The sequence below is a fragment of the Parablautia muri genome (assembly GCF_009917485.1).
Classification (GTDB): Bacteria; Bacillota; Clostridia; order Lachnospirales; family Lachnospiraceae; genus Suilimivivens; species Suilimivivens muri.
Genome location: NZ_QZDT01000007.1, coordinates 116313 through 131639, shown reverse-complemented (window position 1 = coordinate 131639; position 15327 = coordinate 116313). Strand labels below are relative to the sequence as shown.

13 protein-coding genes are annotated in these 15327 nt (G+C 45.9%); 1 reads left to right on the top strand and 12 read right to left on the bottom strand.

Going from position 1 to position 15327, the window contains the following annotated elements; translation table 11 throughout:
- Positions 1 to 55: 55 nt before the first annotated feature.
- Genes ptsP through D5281_RS06930 form a run of 3 tightly spaced genes read right to left on the bottom strand, consistent with a single transcriptional unit; the run spans position 56 to position 4493 of the window.
- A complete protein-coding gene (ptsP, locus tag D5281_RS06940) occupies positions 56 to 1675 on the bottom strand; it encodes a phosphoenolpyruvate--protein phosphotransferase (RefSeq protein ID WP_160559442.1) in 1620 nt (539 codons plus the stop codon).
- Positions 1676 to 1707: 32 nt separating this feature from the next.
- On the bottom strand, positions 1708 to 2928 hold the full coding sequence (locus D5281_RS06935; RefSeq protein WP_160559441.1) for a GDSL-type esterase/lipase family protein: 1221 nt from the start codon (positions 2926 to 2928) through the stop codon (positions 1708 to 1710).
- Between the two features lie 50 nt (positions 2929 to 2978).
- Positions 2979 to 4493, bottom strand: a complete 1515-nt coding sequence (locus D5281_RS06930; RefSeq protein WP_160559440.1) for a glycoside hydrolase family 30 protein — start codon at positions 4491 to 4493, stop codon at positions 2979 to 2981.
- Positions 4494 to 4817: 324 nt separating this feature from the next.
- Between D5281_RS06930 and D5281_RS06925 the strand changes: the two genes are divergently transcribed.
- The gene (locus tag D5281_RS06925; protein WP_160559439.1) at positions 4818 to 6206 is read left to right on the top strand and encodes an MATE family efflux transporter; all 1389 of its coding nucleotides are present in this window, start codon (positions 4818 to 4820) and stop codon (positions 6204 to 6206) included.
- A gap of 177 nt (positions 6207 to 6383) precedes the next feature.
- On the opposite strand, the gene D5281_RS06920 is transcribed toward D5281_RS06925, so the two are convergent.
- From D5281_RS06920 to D5281_RS06880, 9 genes are all read right to left on the bottom strand, one after another.
- Positions 6384 to 7064 carry a potassium channel family protein gene (locus D5281_RS06920; RefSeq protein ID WP_160559438.1) on the bottom strand — a complete coding sequence of 227 codons (681 nt, stop codon included), beginning with the start codon at positions 7062 to 7064 and terminating at the stop codon, positions 6384 to 6386.
- Between the two features lie 22 nt (positions 7065 to 7086).
- Complete coding sequence (locus D5281_RS06915) at positions 7087 to 8439, bottom strand: TrkH family potassium uptake protein (RefSeq protein ID WP_160559437.1); 1353 nt, start codon at positions 8437 to 8439, stop codon at positions 7087 to 7089.
- Positions 8440 to 8509: 70 nt separating this feature from the next.
- Positions 8510 to 9484 carry an NAD(P)/FAD-dependent oxidoreductase gene (locus D5281_RS06910; RefSeq protein ID WP_160559436.1) on the bottom strand — a complete coding sequence of 325 codons (975 nt, stop codon included), beginning with the start codon at positions 9482 to 9484 and terminating at the stop codon, positions 8510 to 8512.
- 70 nt (positions 9485 to 9554) lie between these two features.
- Positions 9555 to 10274, bottom strand: a complete 720-nt coding sequence (gene ymfI, locus D5281_RS06905; protein ID WP_160559435.1) for an elongation factor P 5-aminopentanone reductase — start codon at positions 10272 to 10274, stop codon at positions 9555 to 9557.
- Between the two features lie 11 nt (positions 10275 to 10285).
- Entirely contained in the window at positions 10286 to 11158 is an 873-nt protein-coding gene (gene metF / locus D5281_RS06900) for a methylenetetrahydrofolate reductase [NAD(P)H] (RefSeq protein WP_160559434.1), read from the bottom strand.
- Between the two features lie 334 nt (positions 11159 to 11492).
- Positions 11493 to 11867 carry a type 1 periplasmic-binding domain-containing protein gene (locus D5281_RS06895; RefSeq protein ID WP_160559433.1) on the bottom strand — a complete coding sequence of 125 codons (375 nt, stop codon included), beginning with the start codon at positions 11865 to 11867 and terminating at the stop codon, positions 11493 to 11495.
- A 41-nt stretch (positions 11868 to 11908) separates the two neighbouring features.
- Positions 11909 to 12142 carry a helix-turn-helix domain-containing protein gene (locus D5281_RS06890; RefSeq protein ID WP_160559432.1) on the bottom strand — a complete coding sequence of 78 codons (234 nt, stop codon included), beginning with the start codon at positions 12140 to 12142 and terminating at the stop codon, positions 11909 to 11911.
- A gap of 66 nt (positions 12143 to 12208) precedes the next feature.
- Positions 12209 to 13750: a DUF5605 domain-containing protein gene (locus tag D5281_RS06885; RefSeq protein ID WP_277935215.1), complete on the bottom strand. Its 1542-nt coding sequence runs from the start codon at positions 13748 to 13750 to the stop codon at positions 12209 to 12211.
- A 412-nt stretch (positions 13751 to 14162) separates the two neighbouring features.
- Complete coding sequence (locus D5281_RS06880) at positions 14163 to 15098, bottom strand: DUF1848 domain-containing protein (RefSeq protein ID WP_160559431.1); 936 nt, start codon at positions 15096 to 15098, stop codon at positions 14163 to 14165.
- Between the last annotated feature and the right edge of the window lie 229 nt (positions 15099 to 15327).

The window sequence follows — 15327 nt, the reverse complement described above, 5'->3', positions numbered from 1 at the left end:
CCCTGCTATCCTTCCAAACCGGAACCCGCATATTTCCCGGTGGCCGCTTTGTCATTTATGAAAGCTTCGTTTCCCGTATATTCTTCCGAACCGGCAGTACAAAGGAAGGAGACACGGACAGCTCATCAATTCCCATCCTGATAAATGTCTTTGTCAAGGACAGATCCGCCCCAAGCTCTCCGCAGATTCCTACCCAGCACCCATGTTTATGCCCGTTCTCTATAGTCATCTGAATCATGCGCAGCACCGCCGGATGGTGAGAATCATATATGTTATCCAGCTTCATATTCTGCCTGTCAATGGCCAGCGTATACTGTGTCAGATCATTTGTCCCAATACTGAAGAAATCCACTTCCTCCGCCAGCAAATCGCTGATCATGACCGCGGCAGGGGTTTCTATCATAATGCCCTGTTCAAATTCTCCGTAGGGAACCCCTTGTACATCCAGCTCCTTTTTAACATATTCCACGATTTCCTTTATCTGGCGCACCTCGTTTACCGAAATAATCATGGGATACATAATAGCAATGTTGCCGAATGCACTGGCCCGCAGCAGCGCACGCAGCTGAGTTTTAAATATTTCGATACGGTCTAAGCAGATACGGATTGCACGGTATCCCATTGCCGGATTGTCCTCATGGTCCAGATTGAAATATCCAATCTGCTTATCGACGCCAATATCCAGGGTCCTTACAATTACTTTCTTCCCGGCCATATTCTGAGCAACCGTCTTGTATGCCTGGAACTGACTTTCCTCGCTTGGATAATCCTCGGCCTCCAGATACAAAAACTCACTTCTAAATAACCCGATACCGGCCGCATCATTTGCAAGTACACTTGCCACATCCTTAACGCCGCCAATATTGGCATACAGCTTTATCTTTTTTCCATCCAGGGTAATGTCTTCTTTGCCCTTTAAGCTCTGGAGCATTTCTTTGCTTTTTTCTTCTTCTTCCTTAAGCGCCTTAAGCTGCTCTAAAGTTTTCTCGTCAGGTTCAATATACATCACCCCTTCGTTTCCGTCCACAATAGCCAGCTTGTCGTTCCATTCTTCCTTAATATCCACACCAATCAGGGTCGGAATATTCATAGTCCTTGCCAAAATTGCCGTATGGGAATTGGAAGAACCATAGCGGGTGACGAATCCCAGCAGTTTATCTTTGTCCATTTGCACGGTTTCGCTTGGCGCCAAATCATCCGCAACCACAATCACAGGGTCTTTTCCTAAATCGCCGCTGCTTTCCTGACCGGCCAGTGCATTGATGATTCGTTCGGAAATATCCTTAACATCCGCTGCCCTGGCCTTAAAATAGTCGTCTTCCATTTCGGCAAACATTTTGGCAAAATTGTCTCCTGTAGTGGCCACCGCATACTCTGCGTTTACCTGCTCCGATTCAATGATATTCAGAATGGAACCCACGTAATCCCCATCCTCCACCATCATTGCCTGCACTTCAAAAACACCGGCGTTTACTTCCCCCACTTCCTTTACCGCTTTCTGGTAAAGTACATTTAACTGACTGACTGCTTTCCTTTTTGCTTCCTCATAACGCACTTTCTGCGCGGCAACATCCTCCACCTTCTCACGCTTTACCAGCAGCTGTCCTTTCCGGTAAAACAAGATTTTACCGATTGCGATTCCTTTTAAAATAGATTTACCTGCTACCTTCTCCATGCCAACCTCCGCATTGCTTTTTATTTACTATCTTACAAATAGCTTTTAAAAGGCTCCAAAGAGGCGGCTAGCGAAATCTTTGCCCCAATCGCATCCGCAATCACCTTACCGCCCGCCTCGTTTGGATGCAGGCCGTCTCCCAAATGCAGTCCGCCTTTCATGAAATGTGTATTCTCCGGCCTTCTGACCACCTCGTCCAAATCCACAAATCCCTCCGCCAAATCCTTATGGGCGCGAATCAAAGCATTCAGCTCCTGCCTGATGCTTTCCGGCCGTCCCATGGCCTTTTCACTGTCATTTGCAAAGGGCATGACCGTACTGATACAGACCTTGCTGTTTTTCTCATGGGCCAGCTTGATCATGGACTTAAGCCCTTCAAAAATCATTGCCCCGGTAGGCCTCTGCCCTTCCAGGCCAAAATCCATCCAATGGGTACAGTCATTTATCCCCTCCATCAAAAACACAAGCTCAGGTACCATATCCCCATATACGTCTTCTTCAAATCTGGTCCGCCCCGCTTTTCCAAAGCATCTTCCACAGCCCGGCATATCTTTTACATAACTGGCGTCATACAGAACCCGGTTTCCTCCGATTCCGCAGTTAACCAGCGCAATCTTCCCCGGATACTTTTGGTAAAGAATGTCCTGCAGGGGGTCAAAATAATAGGACATATGGGTTATGGAATCTCCAAAACATGCTGCCACCGCCAAATCCTCCTTTGTCAAAATCTGCACACCGCTTATGCCAAAGGCCCCGTTGCAGACATGCTCATCATAAGCAAAAAAGGGGAACATCTCCAAGGTTGACCTTCCTGACAGCTCCGTATCTTCCGCCCGGTTTCCCTGAAAGAAGCTGCTCTGCCACCCCTTAGCGCTCCAGGTCTGGCATAAGCTATAAATCTCATGTCTCCCCTTAAGGTAAACAGACACCGCCAAATCCTCGTTTGCTTCTATGGAAAACGGGATGCTGTCACTGTAAAATGCCTGTCCGGCAGGCACCTTGATCTGTGTATTTCCCTGGTAAGTCACCTTTACACTTTCGGTAATCTGACCACTTTTTTTATCAACCCTTCCTACATTGACCTGTTCTAACAAAAGCGCATACTGGTCATACAGATTGGAAAATTTAATTTTAACCGCACTACCACCCACATTATTTTTAATACGGATTTTCTGGGTAATATCTTCCGCCGCGCCTATCCGGGCGCCAAAATCAATTGGGATGTAACCCCATATTTTCTTCCAACTTTCCATTTTTCCTCCATTTCCAAATGCTCCCTAAACGTTTCCTTATTTCTTATCCCTTACTCATTATCCCCGCAGAGAACCACGGTGCTTAACGTCTCCCCAGGCAGTGTAATTTTCCATAAATACCCCTGCATGCGAAGCGCTACAGGCAGCTGGCTCTTTTGCTGATTCAGCAACACGATTCCCACTGTGCCGTCCGGATTTTTTACAGCTGTGCCTTCTACCTCATGTCCATACACACTGATTCCCATACGCCTTGCGCCAGGCCGGATGGTTTGTGCAATCTGGCGAATGTACTCATAGCTTACCGTGCAAGTATAGCTTCCGTCCTCCTCCGCAATCATCGGCGCGGCAAAACCTCCGGGCACATGCCTTGGTCCCCCTGTTCGGTCCACAATCATATTCCAGTCGATCCACCGGTTCATTCCATGATTGATATCCCCGATGATATCATGGGCATAGTTTTTTGCATCCTGGAAATCCACTTCCAGGGGCGTTAATTTTAAAAGCTCCTGCACTTCCGGCGGCAGTCCCGCCCATTCTTCCCTGGGTAAGTCAAAAGCAATTACTTTGCCCGGAATATGCAGTCCACAGCTTTCCGAGTGCATCAAAACCTTGTCCGGATACCTTCCCCCAAGCAAAGACAGGGCCTCGAAATGGTCTCCCGTATACCAATGATAGGCAAAGCCTTCAATCATATCTGCGGCCTCTCCTTTCATCACCTCGTCAATATGTTCAACCATTCTCTCCTTATTGTGATCCCAAATATAAAGGCCTATCTTTTTATCCAGCCCGGCTTCTTTCATAGCCGGATACAGATGGCCTTCCAGAAATTCCCTTTCCTCCTCCCCCGTCCAGACACAGCTGTCCCAGCTGGTGACGGCATTGGCTTCGTTCTGGATGGAAAGCATCGTCACATTCAGTCCCTCCGCCAGATAAGCTTGTATAAATTTTACCAGATATTTTGCCCATGAAGCATAATACTCCGGTTTTAACCGCCCGCCAAAGCAGCGGTTAGGTTTGGTCAAATCTACGCTGCTTTCTTTTCCGCCATAAACGGCAGCATCATTTTTCTTGATTTCCGGGGGCGTCTTCCACTGTACCGGAGGCGACCAGGGGCTCAGCAAAATAGAAACCGGTTCCTTAGAGAGCTCCATTGCCTCCTTCACCACAGGAATAATATGCTTTTTATCCCGGCTGATAGAGAAGGTAGTAAGCACAGGGTCCTTAAGGGGATCTTTCACCGCCTGGTATTCCTCCAGGGAATAATCACAGCTGTCAATGTGGATTCTCACAAATTTTGCATTCACTCCTATATCTCCAAACCAGCGCTCTAAGGCTTCTTTTCTGATTTCCGGCGTCATCTTAGATAAAAGATAGCAGGCCGTTTCTGTCATAGCACAGCCAAATCCGTCTATTTCCTGAAAAAGATAATCCGGGTACAGACCAACTACATTAGATTCGATCTGACTGTCTAATGCCGCCTCATAAAGCGCCTCCGGCCGTTTTTCTTCCCATGAAACTTTTCCCGTTTCCTTATCGTAATACGTTATTTTCTGCACCGCATTCATTTTGATCCTCCATTCTTTCCTGCTTGATCCATTTGAAAATGATTCCTGTTAGCTGCCACATCATCTTTTCAGAGGGCATTTGTTATAATTATATATCAGCTTATACGGCATATCAACGTGCGATTGACGAACCAAACGTAAAAATGCTATGATTATAGAACAATGGATGCCAGGCTTTATCGGCCATCCTTATAGGAACAAACGCTGCCGTGCTTCACGATCCAGCTTATTGTAATAGTAATCACGTTCCACAACATGCGCCATCATGCGCATTTTAGGCCGTGAATCGCAACCGGTTTTCCGTATGGAGGGATGAGTAAATCTATGACAAACGATTTTTCTAAGGGGAAGGTATGGCGCAACATTATCAGTCAGTCCATTCCTCTTATGCTTGCACAACTGGTACAGCTTTTATATAACGTGGTGGACCGTATTTACATCGGCCACCTGCCGGGAGCGGACAGCCTGGCTTTGACCGGCATTGGCCTTGCCTTTCCCCTGACTACTCTGATTGCCGCTTTCACCAACCTTTTTAGCACAGGCGGAACTCCGCTTTTTTCCATTGCCAGAGGCGCCAAAGAAGAAACGCGGGCGGAAAAGATACTGGGAAATGTTTTTTCCCTCCTGCTGCTTTCTTCTCTGATTATTCTGCTTTTCTGCTATTTGCTGAGCAGACCCATTCTATACTTATTCGGTGCCAGCGATGCATCTTACATATATGCGGACGCATACCTGAAAATTTATCTGCTGGGCACTTCCTTTTCCATGCTCTCAACCGGCCTGAACGGCTTTATCAATGCCCAAGGATTTCCTAAAATTGGCATGATGACAACCCTTATAGGCGCTTTGTTAAATTTAATCTTAGATCCTCTGTTTATTTTTTATTTCCGGATGGGCGTTTCCGGAGCAGCCCTTGCCACCGTACTGAGTCAAATCGTATCCTGTATTTGGGTCCTGCGCTTTCTGACCAAAAAAGCGGATAATCCGCCCATCAGACGCAGCCATGCTCCACAAGCCGGTTTATTAATTAGAAAGCAGAATCTAAAGATAGATTTAAAATTGATGCGGGAAATTATTCCCTTAGGTATGTCAGGCTTTATCATGCAGGCTACCAACTGCCTGGTACAGGTGGTCTGCAATGCCACCTTAAAAATATATGGCGGAGATTTATACGTAGGCATCATGACCGTCATTAATTCCGTACGGGAAATCCTCTCCCTTCCGGTCGGCGGTCTTACCAGCGGCTCCCAGCCGGTATTGGGATATAATTATGGCGCAAAGCAATATGACCGAGTCTGCCAGGGGATTCGTTTTACCTCCATAATCGGTATTTTATATACAATGGCTGCATGGCTGGTTGTCATATGCTCCCCCCACCTTCTGCTCTCCGTTTTTACCACAGATGCAGCTATGCTGGATGCCGGAACCGGTGCACTACGGCTATACTTTTTTGGTTTCTTTTTCATGTCCTTCCAATTTTCCGGCCAGGCAGCTTTTACGGCCCTTGGCTATTCCAAACAAGCGGTTTTCTTTTCTCTGCTCCGCAAAGCGGTAATCGTGGCTCCTTTGACTGTTTTTTTGCCAACGCTCGGCTTCGGCGTGGACGGAGTCTTTCTGGCGGAACCCATATCCAATGCCATTGGCGGACTAGCTTGTTTTATTACTATGTACTTTACTTTGTACCGGAAACTAAAAAAATGCAGGAATAGATGAAAGCGAATATCCTATCCCTACATAACGATAATTTGAATCATATTCTCACGCAATACACAGCTGCTGCATATCACAAAATCCAGCGCCCCACTGCAAGCATGCCCTTTGGCTTGCTGCCCGCGGGAATCAATTTCAAGGGACGCTGTGTGCCGGCAAAGCCTTGAGCAGTAACAATTTTTACTTTCGTTGGGAACTAAATGCATTGGCAATTTTTTTCAAGGTACTGTTAAGCCCTAAAAGTACGAAAACATCGTTCTTTTTCGTTGGCTCATCCGCCGGCGGGTTGATAATCAATGCCCCTCCCCGTTTAATGGCAATTACATTCACCCCATATTTTTCACGAATCTTCAATTCCTTAAGGCTCTTGCCCGTCCAGCTGTCCAGGGTTCCCACATCCGCAATGGAATACTCCGATGTCAATTCAATTGCATCAAACAGATTGTTGAAGGCAAGATTATTGGCCAGATGCACTCCCATTTCTCTCTCCGGATAAACAATTTCATCTACGCCTATTTTGGTCAGAATTTTTCCCTGCATATCGTCATAAGCCTTGGCAATAATTTGTTTGATCCCCTGCTCCTTGGCCCAGATAGCAGCCAGCACCGAAGCGTCCAGACTATGCCCAATGGAGATAACTGCCCCATCAAAGTTTCTCCCTCCCAGCTCCTTTAAAACTTCCTCGTTTTTCACATCCACACACATGGCAAGGGTTACATAATCTGCAATCTGCCCTATCCTGTTTTCATTTTTATCAATGGCAAGCACTCTACACCCATTGGCTTCCAACTGCTTTGCCACATTACTGCCAAATCTTCCAAGTCCGATTACTATGTACTCTTTCTGTACGCTTTTTTTCATACTTTTACCCCCCGAATCCTTCTTACCCTATGATGACCTTACTTCCCGCGTAGGAAAAATCCTTCCCCGTGTGATTGCTGTTAAATGCCAGCGCCAGGGTGATAGGCCCAATCCGACCCAGAAACATGGTCAGGGTGACAATCAGCTTACCCACAGAATTCAGGCTGCCGGTCAGCCCCCTTGACAATCCCACCGTTGCAATTGCCGAAGTCATCTCATATACAGTATCCAAAAAATTGCTGTTCTGAACTGCTAGAAGCGCCGTTGTCAGCACCAACAGCACAGAAAAACTGAAAGTGACAATCGCCACACATCTCCTGATGGTCTCGTCCGCAACTTTTCTGTGCATGATACTCACATCCCTTTTTCCGCTGATATTGGCAAACATAGATGCAAGCAAAAGAACAATGGTCACTGTTTTAACGCCCCCCGCTGTTCCTGCCGGCGAACCTCCGATAAACATTAAAACCAGATATACCAGGCTGGACGCCGGTCTGAAAGCCTCCTGTCCAATTGTTGCAAATCCGGCTGTGCGGAGCGTAACCGATTGGAACAGCGCCGCCATCACCTTTTGGCCCCATCCCATTTTTCCCAATGTATCCGGATTATTGTATTCAAAAAGAAGAGTCAATATAGTGCCTGACAAAATCAGAGAAAAGGTGGTTACAAGAACAATCTTTGCCTGCAGGTTCATTTTGCGGCTATATATATGGCCGTCCGTATTTTTGTGCGGACACAGCACCCTTAGGATCTCCCAATAAACCGGAAAACCAAGGCCGCTGACAATAATTAAAAAAATAGTAACCAGATTCACCATACCATTGTCCACATAATTGCAAAAACTGTTTCCTCCTAAAAGGTCAATTCCCGCGTTGCAAAAAGCGGACACCGCATGAAAAATACTGTACCAGATTCCCTTTACCCCATATTCCGGAATAAATACCAGGGCATAGCCCACGGCGCCCAGTCCTTCCAGCCCAAGCGTCACCTTGAAAATCCGCATGGTCAGCCGCACCAGCCCCGATAAAGTGTCCAGATTATAGGCATTTTGAATCACCATCCTGTCCGCCAAAGTGATTTTTCGATGAAACAGACACAGCACCAGTGTTGTGAAGGTGACTATCCCCAGTCCTCCAAACTGAATCAAAAACAGCAGGACCACCTGGCCAAAAGCTGAAAAGGTTTGTCCCACATTGACAGTTGACAGTCCTGTGACACAGACACTTGACATGGCAACAAATAAAGCGTCAAAAAAATCAACCTTACAGCCCGGCTTTAAACTGATTGGAAGTAAAAGGCAGATCGTACCTGCCGCAGCCCCTAGAAGAAATCCCAACATAATAATTCCGGTTGTTGTATGCCTGTGCCTTTTCATCCTAATCCCCCATAATTGTATGTATATTCGTCCGGGCAGCTGCCGTAAAGTGGCAGCTGTCCGCACAAATCTATGCCAGATATTCTAATACCGAAGTAACCGCATTCGCTCCGTCCGCTGCTGCCGTTATAATCTGCCGCAATTTTTTCCTGCGCACATCGCCTGCCGCAAAAAGCCCCGGCACGCTTGTGATACAGTCCTCTCCGGCTATCAGATAGCCTTTTTCATCACACACGGCCATATTGCCCAGCGCGTTACTGGAAGGGATAATGCCCACAGCCACAAAAACACCGTCCACTGCAAGCTCCTGCTCCCTGCCGGTCTTTACATTTTTGACCAGAAGGCTTTGTACCCCTTCTTCCCCGGCAATCTCCTTTGCAACCGTATCCCAGAGAATTTCCACATTGGGCAGCGCCATCATCTCTTTTTGCAGAATCGCCGCCGCACGCAGCTCATTGCGTCTGTGAATCAGGTACACCTTTTCACAGCCTCTTGCCAAAAAAATTGCATCCTCCACCGCAACATCACCGCCGCCTATTACTGCCGTCACCTTTCCTCTGAAAAAGGCGCCGTCACAGGTAGCGCAATAGGATACGCCTTTGCCTGCAAGTTTCTCCTCACCCGGTATATGCAGCTTTGCATGTGTGGCTCCCATAGCTGCTATCACTGCCTTTGTTTTGATTTCCCCCTGGCTTGTGAGCACCACAAAACCAGTATTTTCTTCCTGTGCTCTTTCTTTCAGGGAGGCCGCCTGTATTTCGCTGCCCTTAGCCCCATAAGCTTCTGTCAGCCGTTTAACGCCAAGAACTGCCGCCTCCTTAAATTCACATTCCAGTTTATCCGCATGCTCCCGAAACTTCATGCCAAGTTCAAATCCGTTGATACCCGGCAGTCCCGGATAATTGTCCACTTCATAAGTGTTTAAAACCTGACCTCCGCTCATAGGGTTCTGTTCTAACGTCACTGCTTTAAGTCCGGCTCTTTTTGCATATATAGATGCGGATAATCCCGCAGGACCGGAACCAATTATTACAACATCATACATAATTTTCCCGCCTTTCAAACACCCTCCGACTGATATTTTTACAGGGATTTCCGATACGCTATATCGGCTGCTAGATGTACCCTCCATCCATGGTGATGATCTGCCCTGTCAAATAGGACGGGGCATTCACAAGCAGCCGTATTATTTCCCCGGCCTCTTTGGTACTTCCAAGTCTGTCCGCCGGGATATCTTCCCTGAGCGCTTCTATCTCCTCTTTGGAAAAGCATTCATTCATGCTTGTGTCAATCACTCCAAATGCAACACCGTTTACCTGAACGTTACTGGGCGCAAGCTCCTTGGCAAGGGCACGGGTAAAGCTGTTTACCCCTCCCTTAGATGCGCTGTAGGCCACCTCCATGGACGCGCCTACATTTCCCCAAACAGAAGAAACATTGATAATTTTTCCCTCTTTGCGCCGTACCATCTGAGGCACAACAAGCCGGCAGGTATAAAACATGGCATTTAAATTGGTGTCCATCACCTGATGCCACTGCTGTATGGACATATCTGTCAAAAGTCCTACAAAAGATATCCCCGCATTGTTTACAAGCACGTGAATTTCTCCTACCTGCATCATCATTGTCTCCACCTGCACCGGATCTGATACGTCACAAAGTGCAGTTTCACAATGAATCTGATAGGTTTCCTCCAATTCCATCCCCAGCCTCATAATATCCCGGCCGGATGATTTGCATACCAATAATAAATCATAGCCTTCTTTTGCAAGCGCTCTTGCCACGGCCGCCCCGATGCCCCGGGAGGCTCCCGTAATCAGTGCTTTCTTTTTCATATGCGCCATCCCTAAATAAGGTTCCTGATTCCATCACAGATTCTTCCGGCCACTTTGACATTATTCATTGTATAAATGTGAATGCCATCCACATCATTGGCAATCAAATCCACAATCTGATTAATCGCATAAGCCATCCCCGCGTCCAAAAGAGCCTCCTTGTTATACTCATATTTCCTAAGGATTTTTTCAAATTTCTCCGGCAGTGATGCCCCGCATAAGTTTACCATCCTTTCAATGTTCGCTCTGTTTGTAACCGGCATAATCCCTGCTTCAACAGGCGTGCTTATCCCTGCAATCCTGGTCTTCTCATAAAAACGGTAAAAGGCTTCATTATCAAAAAACAGCTGTGACACCAGATGGGTCACTCCTGCATCCACCTTTCTTTTCAAGTTATGGATGTCTGTTATAGCGTCTTTTGCCTCCAAATGCGTCTCCGGATAGCAGGCCCCGCTGATATGAAAATCCCCCTGGGTCTTTATAAATTCCACCAGTTCATTGGCATATTTAAAATCATGCTTCACCGGAACATTGGGATTAACATCTCCTCTCAGCGCAAGTACATTTTCAATGCCGGCCTCCTTAAGCTGTTTTAAAATCTCACTGATTTCTTCCTTTCCATAATGAAGGCAGGTCAGATGCACAATAGGCTCCACACCATATGTATTTTTAATTTTCTTCGCTATTTCCACAGTCTGGTTGTCCACCGTACTTCCGCCTGCGCCGAAAGTAACGCTGATGAAATCCGGATGCAGATCGCAAAGCCGCTCCAGCGTAGCGTCTATATTTTTAAGCGCTTCTTCCTTCTTAGGCGGAAATATCTCAAAGGATAAAACCGGCTTTCCTGTTTTCTTTTTTGCTTCAAATATTTCTGTAACTCTCATTTTTCCCTCGTTTCTACACAGTCTTTTATGTGCCAGTGTTGTTTTAATGGTATTTATTGGGGACTCTGCCGCCAGAAGTCCGGACATGCTTCTTCTCATGCCTGTTATTTGACTTTTGTGAAAAAGGTACAAGCCCACATTTGCATTCACGCAGTTTCTGTACAGCCGTACTTATTATACTTGATATTCTCTAACTTTACCAGAGCTTTGTTGTCGTTGCCTCTCACACTAACCTCCATGATTTCAGGACATTTTCTTTACGCTGTCTCTGACTACCAAGTCTATTCCGATTCTCATACACACCGGCGGTAACAGCTCCTCGCTTTCCATCCGCCTAACCAGTAGCTCCACCGCTTCGGCGTCCAGTCTCTGCCTGGGTTATCGCACGGCGTAAGCCTTCGTAGCGTTCCGTAAAATTATTGATATGTACATTAGCATGGATATAACCCAGCCTGGTATGTCCGCATGCAATCAAATAACGGGGTGCCAGAAAAGTTCCCTGCATATTGTTGATTGCCACACAGTCCTTTGTGGAACCGTCATAGCTGCTATCCAAAATTACAATTGGTTTTCTTATATTATTACACAGCTCAATATCCCGATCGGACATCTCCGTAGCCAAAAGAACGATGCCGGCGCAGTCCGACTCACACAATTCCTCTATCTTTTCTTCGAGATTTTGATTCCCATAGATATAGGACATTTGCATCTTATAACCCGCCCTGGTTATGCCGGTATTCACGCCCTCTGTCACAGAGGAAAAAAGGGCGTATCCCCAAAAACTTGTCCATGTTCCTTAAAAATCACAAAACTGATATAGTTCGATACAGACGGTTTCTGGTGGCTGCACTCCACCCCATAAAATTCGGCCGCCTTAAGAATCCTGTCCCTGGTTTTATCACTTATTCCCTTTCTTCCATTAAAAGCAATGGAAACTGCTGACGGTGAAACATCAAGAAGCGTGGCAAGTTCTTTTTTATTCATATCGCAATACCTTTCTCCTACCTGCAACAGTCCATCCAAGGACCGAACTAATTATTACATAAAGGTTCAATCTGCATCCACGCGATGCGCGCACAGTGCGATATACTGTTTCCCCGGAAGGTCAATATGGGAAAAACCCTTAAAAACTCCGGCGCAAGTAATTGTCATATCCCACGTATCAATAATATCAATCTGATAGCTGCCTTCCGGAAGGGTCCATAGCCGAAAGGAAGGGCGGTTGAATCCAAGGTACATCAATATAAGAGAAGGGCTCTCCTGTCCGGTCATCATTTCTCCCTCCGGCACCGCACAGGACGCATCCCAGGCCATTTTAACCGGCTTAAGTCCACCCTCCGGCAAAGTTTTTGCAAACTCCGCCAAAAATTTTAGACGTTCATTTGAAGTGCCGTGCAGTTTTCCTCCATGAGACCACCAGAGAATATCCTCAGGATCTATGTAAGTCTCTCCGTGGCCTACATATCCGCCGTTGCAGATACCTTCCCAGAAACGCCTGATCATTTCTTCTCCTGTGATATTTCCCCATCCCTGTTCAATATTCCCCTCATAAGCCACCTCGTCCATCACTATCGGCTTTCCATATCTGACACGATACTCGCCTGCTAATTCTGTGGTCTTATAAAGGTCGGTCCTCTGCATACTGCAATGTGTGATCCAGGGCCTTGTATGGTCATACACCTGTATACAATTATGAATGCTCCTCAGATGTCTGTAAGGGTCTTTGTCTATTAAAATCTGCGCATAATGTTCCCAGTCGTCCACCGTCTTTTCCCTTAAAAGATCCCACTCATTTGCCAGCGACCACCACACATTGCGGTAGGCTGCAAAACGGGCGACCACATAATTCCAATAAAGGTCATCCTGCTGCCTGGTCATCTTTGAAAAGCCCCAGCAGTCATAGGGATGCATCACAATCAAATCCGCCTCAATTCCCAATTCCCCCAGCGAGGCAATGGCCTCGTCTAACAGTCTGAAATGTTCCGGATTTAGTCTCGTATAATCAAAGTGATTGTCGTAATCATAGGGCCAATTGCCTGTCATAAAATTTTCTTCTGTGATATGGGAACGGTCAATGGGCGTTCCCTCATAAGGAAAAGTGACAGGGTCAACCAGATTGTGGATATAGTGCTTCGGCATCAGACAAAAGCGGATTTTGTTGAAGGCGCTGTCTTTGAGCTGTTCCAGCGTCTGTCTGCGCAGTTCTTCTTTTTGAAATACCCATGCATAGCAGGTGGTTCCAATGGAAAAGTACGGCGTCCCATCCTCATAAACAAAATGATAATTATTCGTCACCCGCATGGGCCCGTGGTTTCCCTCCTGGGGCGCCGTAACGTGAAATCCCACTCGGAGCTCCTCTCCAAAATCGGAAGTAATGACCGCCGTATATGCTCCCTCAAAGGACGGCATAAAACGCACTTTATAGATACCTTCCCCGTCATAAAACCCATCTACCGTCACCTTTTCATTCTCACCTGCAAAATCAGCCCTCACCCAATGGTCCAAAAAGGGATTTCCATCTGCCGGCCCGGCAACCGACAATTCATATACCCCCCATTTTGCAATCGTTTCCGGACAATTCAATAATTTCATTCTTATCCCCTCCCTCGCATATTGCGAGCTTTGCTTGCGATGCTTCCACCAATAAAGTTTTCTCCATTCCGAAGCGTTTCACGTTTCTCAAAAGATTTGCAGACCATGTTCATCCTGCTGGTTTATTGACATTTCTCCATATGCCTTCACTAAATTTATTTACTAATTTAGTAATAAAATAGTACCATACTCTAGTTATGTCAAGGATACTATTTGCTATTCTATATTACATAATTATAATTATTTATTATGTTTTATACAATTTATACTATAAATTTCTTTTCCTTAATTTCCAAGACATATTGATAAATTTTTATATATTTTAAGTTTATTAAGCTTTTTAAAATTAGTTATAACTAAATTTTAGTTCATTTTAGTTTTTATTATTCCATAAAGAAGGGATGAAAAGCTTTCAAATCAAATCAAAAAAATCCAACTGTCCATTTTTCCAGGATTTTTGTTCCGCCTGTTTTATTACGTCATTCTCCGACACCTCACCAACCAGCAACGGAGAAAACGGATTATGTAATTTTCTGTTTTTCAAAACCGTCTCCCTGTCATAGTTTGCATAACAATACAGACAGCCGCAAAGACAGGTATTATATGCCCCAATGTCCGTTCCAAGCAGACAGGAGCACTCATTTCGCGCCGCTTTTTTCTTAGGTACATTCAGCCTTGCCCCCAGCGCCTTCTCCAAAACAGCCCTTGACATACACCCATCCGCATCCACATTTTCCCGGATAAGCTCTGTGCTTTCACAGCAAAGGTGTATTTGCAGTCCCCATTTCTTCGCAATTTTAGAAAATGCGTCTATCAGCTTTTCCTGTTCTTCCTTTGTAACCCTGCGTACTCCCTGAAAATTCCGCTTTGTTTTTTCGTACAAGTCAATAAAGCTTACCACACATTGCTCCGTATAATCTGAAAGCTCCTCCGCCATATGCTCAAACTGCCGTATATGATAGCCCACCGAGTACCGGTTCGTAATAAAAACAGGGTCATACCGCCAGCTTACTCGTCCTTTTCCAATTTTCCCCGAAAGCTCCTGAAAGTACTTGATCACCAGTTCTTTAGGCGGCACATAGGGTTCGATCTCCTTTCCATATGGCGTGATCGTCACAAACCAAAACATATCAAAGGCCTTCAGCATTGACAATCCATCAAGCATAGGAGACGGATTTTTTGTACAAAACACCATCATATCTATCACTTCCGGATTCAACCTATATTGGGTAATCTGAATTGGATTATAGGGGTTACGGGAGAGCACATACCCCTCCTTGATGCGGTTATAAAACCAATCGCTGTAAAATGCAGGTATATCTGTCCTGCTCCCTGTATTTAATACCATTTCAACCACCTGCCTTTCCCTTTGTTTCGAAACAACAGTTCCTGTATCCTTATTGACGAATTACAAATTCTTATTGATGATTTACAAACTCTCAAGTCCGGAAGACAGGTAACGATTTCCCCTGACACTTTTTACCCTCTGCGTTCTTGATTCCTGCTAGAAACGGATCAAGGAGGCATGCTTGTACGAACATTGGCGACTGCGCGAGGGTCACATTAAAATTACGGTC

What these genes read in the sequence shown, in the direction of transcription:
- D5281_RS06935 (WP_160559441.1), bottom strand. Translation starts at nt 2,928, where the DNA reads ATGGAAAGTTGGAAGAAAATATGGGGTTACATCCCAATTGATTTTGGC.
- D5281_RS06925 (WP_160559439.1), top strand. Translation starts at nt 4,818, where the DNA reads ATGACAAACGATTTTTCTAAGGGGAAGGTATGGCGCAACATTATCAGT.
- ptsP (WP_160559442.1), bottom strand. Translation starts at nt 1,675, where the DNA reads ATGGAGAAGGTAGCAGGTAAATCTATTTTAAAAGGAATCGCAATCGGT.
- D5281_RS06895 (WP_160559433.1), bottom strand. Translation starts at nt 11,867, where the DNA reads ATGCAAATGTCCTATATCTATGGGAATCAAAATCTCGAAGAAAAGATA.
- D5281_RS06885 (WP_277935215.1), bottom strand. Translation starts at nt 13,750, where the DNA reads ATGAAATTATTGAATTGTCCGGAAACGATTGCAAAATGGGGGGTATAT.
- D5281_RS06880 (WP_160559431.1), bottom strand. Translation starts at nt 15,098, where the DNA reads ATGGTATTAAATACAGGGAGCAGGACAGATATACCTGCATTTTACAGC.
- D5281_RS06930 (WP_160559440.1), bottom strand. Translation starts at nt 4,493, where the DNA reads ATGAATGCGGTGCAGAAAATAACGTATTACGATAAGGAAACGGGAAAA.
- ymfI (WP_160559435.1), bottom strand. Translation starts at nt 10,274, where the DNA reads ATGAAAAAGAAAGCACTGATTACGGGAGCCTCCCGGGGCATCGGGGCG.
- D5281_RS06890 (WP_160559432.1), bottom strand. Translation starts at nt 12,142, where the DNA reads ATGAATAAAAAAGAACTTGCCACGCTTCTTGATGTTTCACCGTCAGCA.
- D5281_RS06920 (WP_160559438.1), bottom strand. Translation starts at nt 7,064, where the DNA reads ATGAAAAAAAGCGTACAGAAAGAGTACATAGTAATCGGACTTGGAAGA.
- D5281_RS06910 (WP_160559436.1), bottom strand. Translation starts at nt 9,484, where the DNA reads ATGTATGATGTTGTAATAATTGGTTCCGGTCCTGCGGGATTATCCGCA.
- metF (WP_160559434.1), bottom strand. Translation starts at nt 11,158, where the DNA reads ATGAGAGTTACAGAAATATTTGAAGCAAAAAAGAAAACAGGAAAGCCG.
- D5281_RS06915 (WP_160559437.1), bottom strand. Translation starts at nt 8,439, where the DNA reads ATGAAAAGGCACAGGCATACAACAACCGGAATTATTATGTTGGGATTT.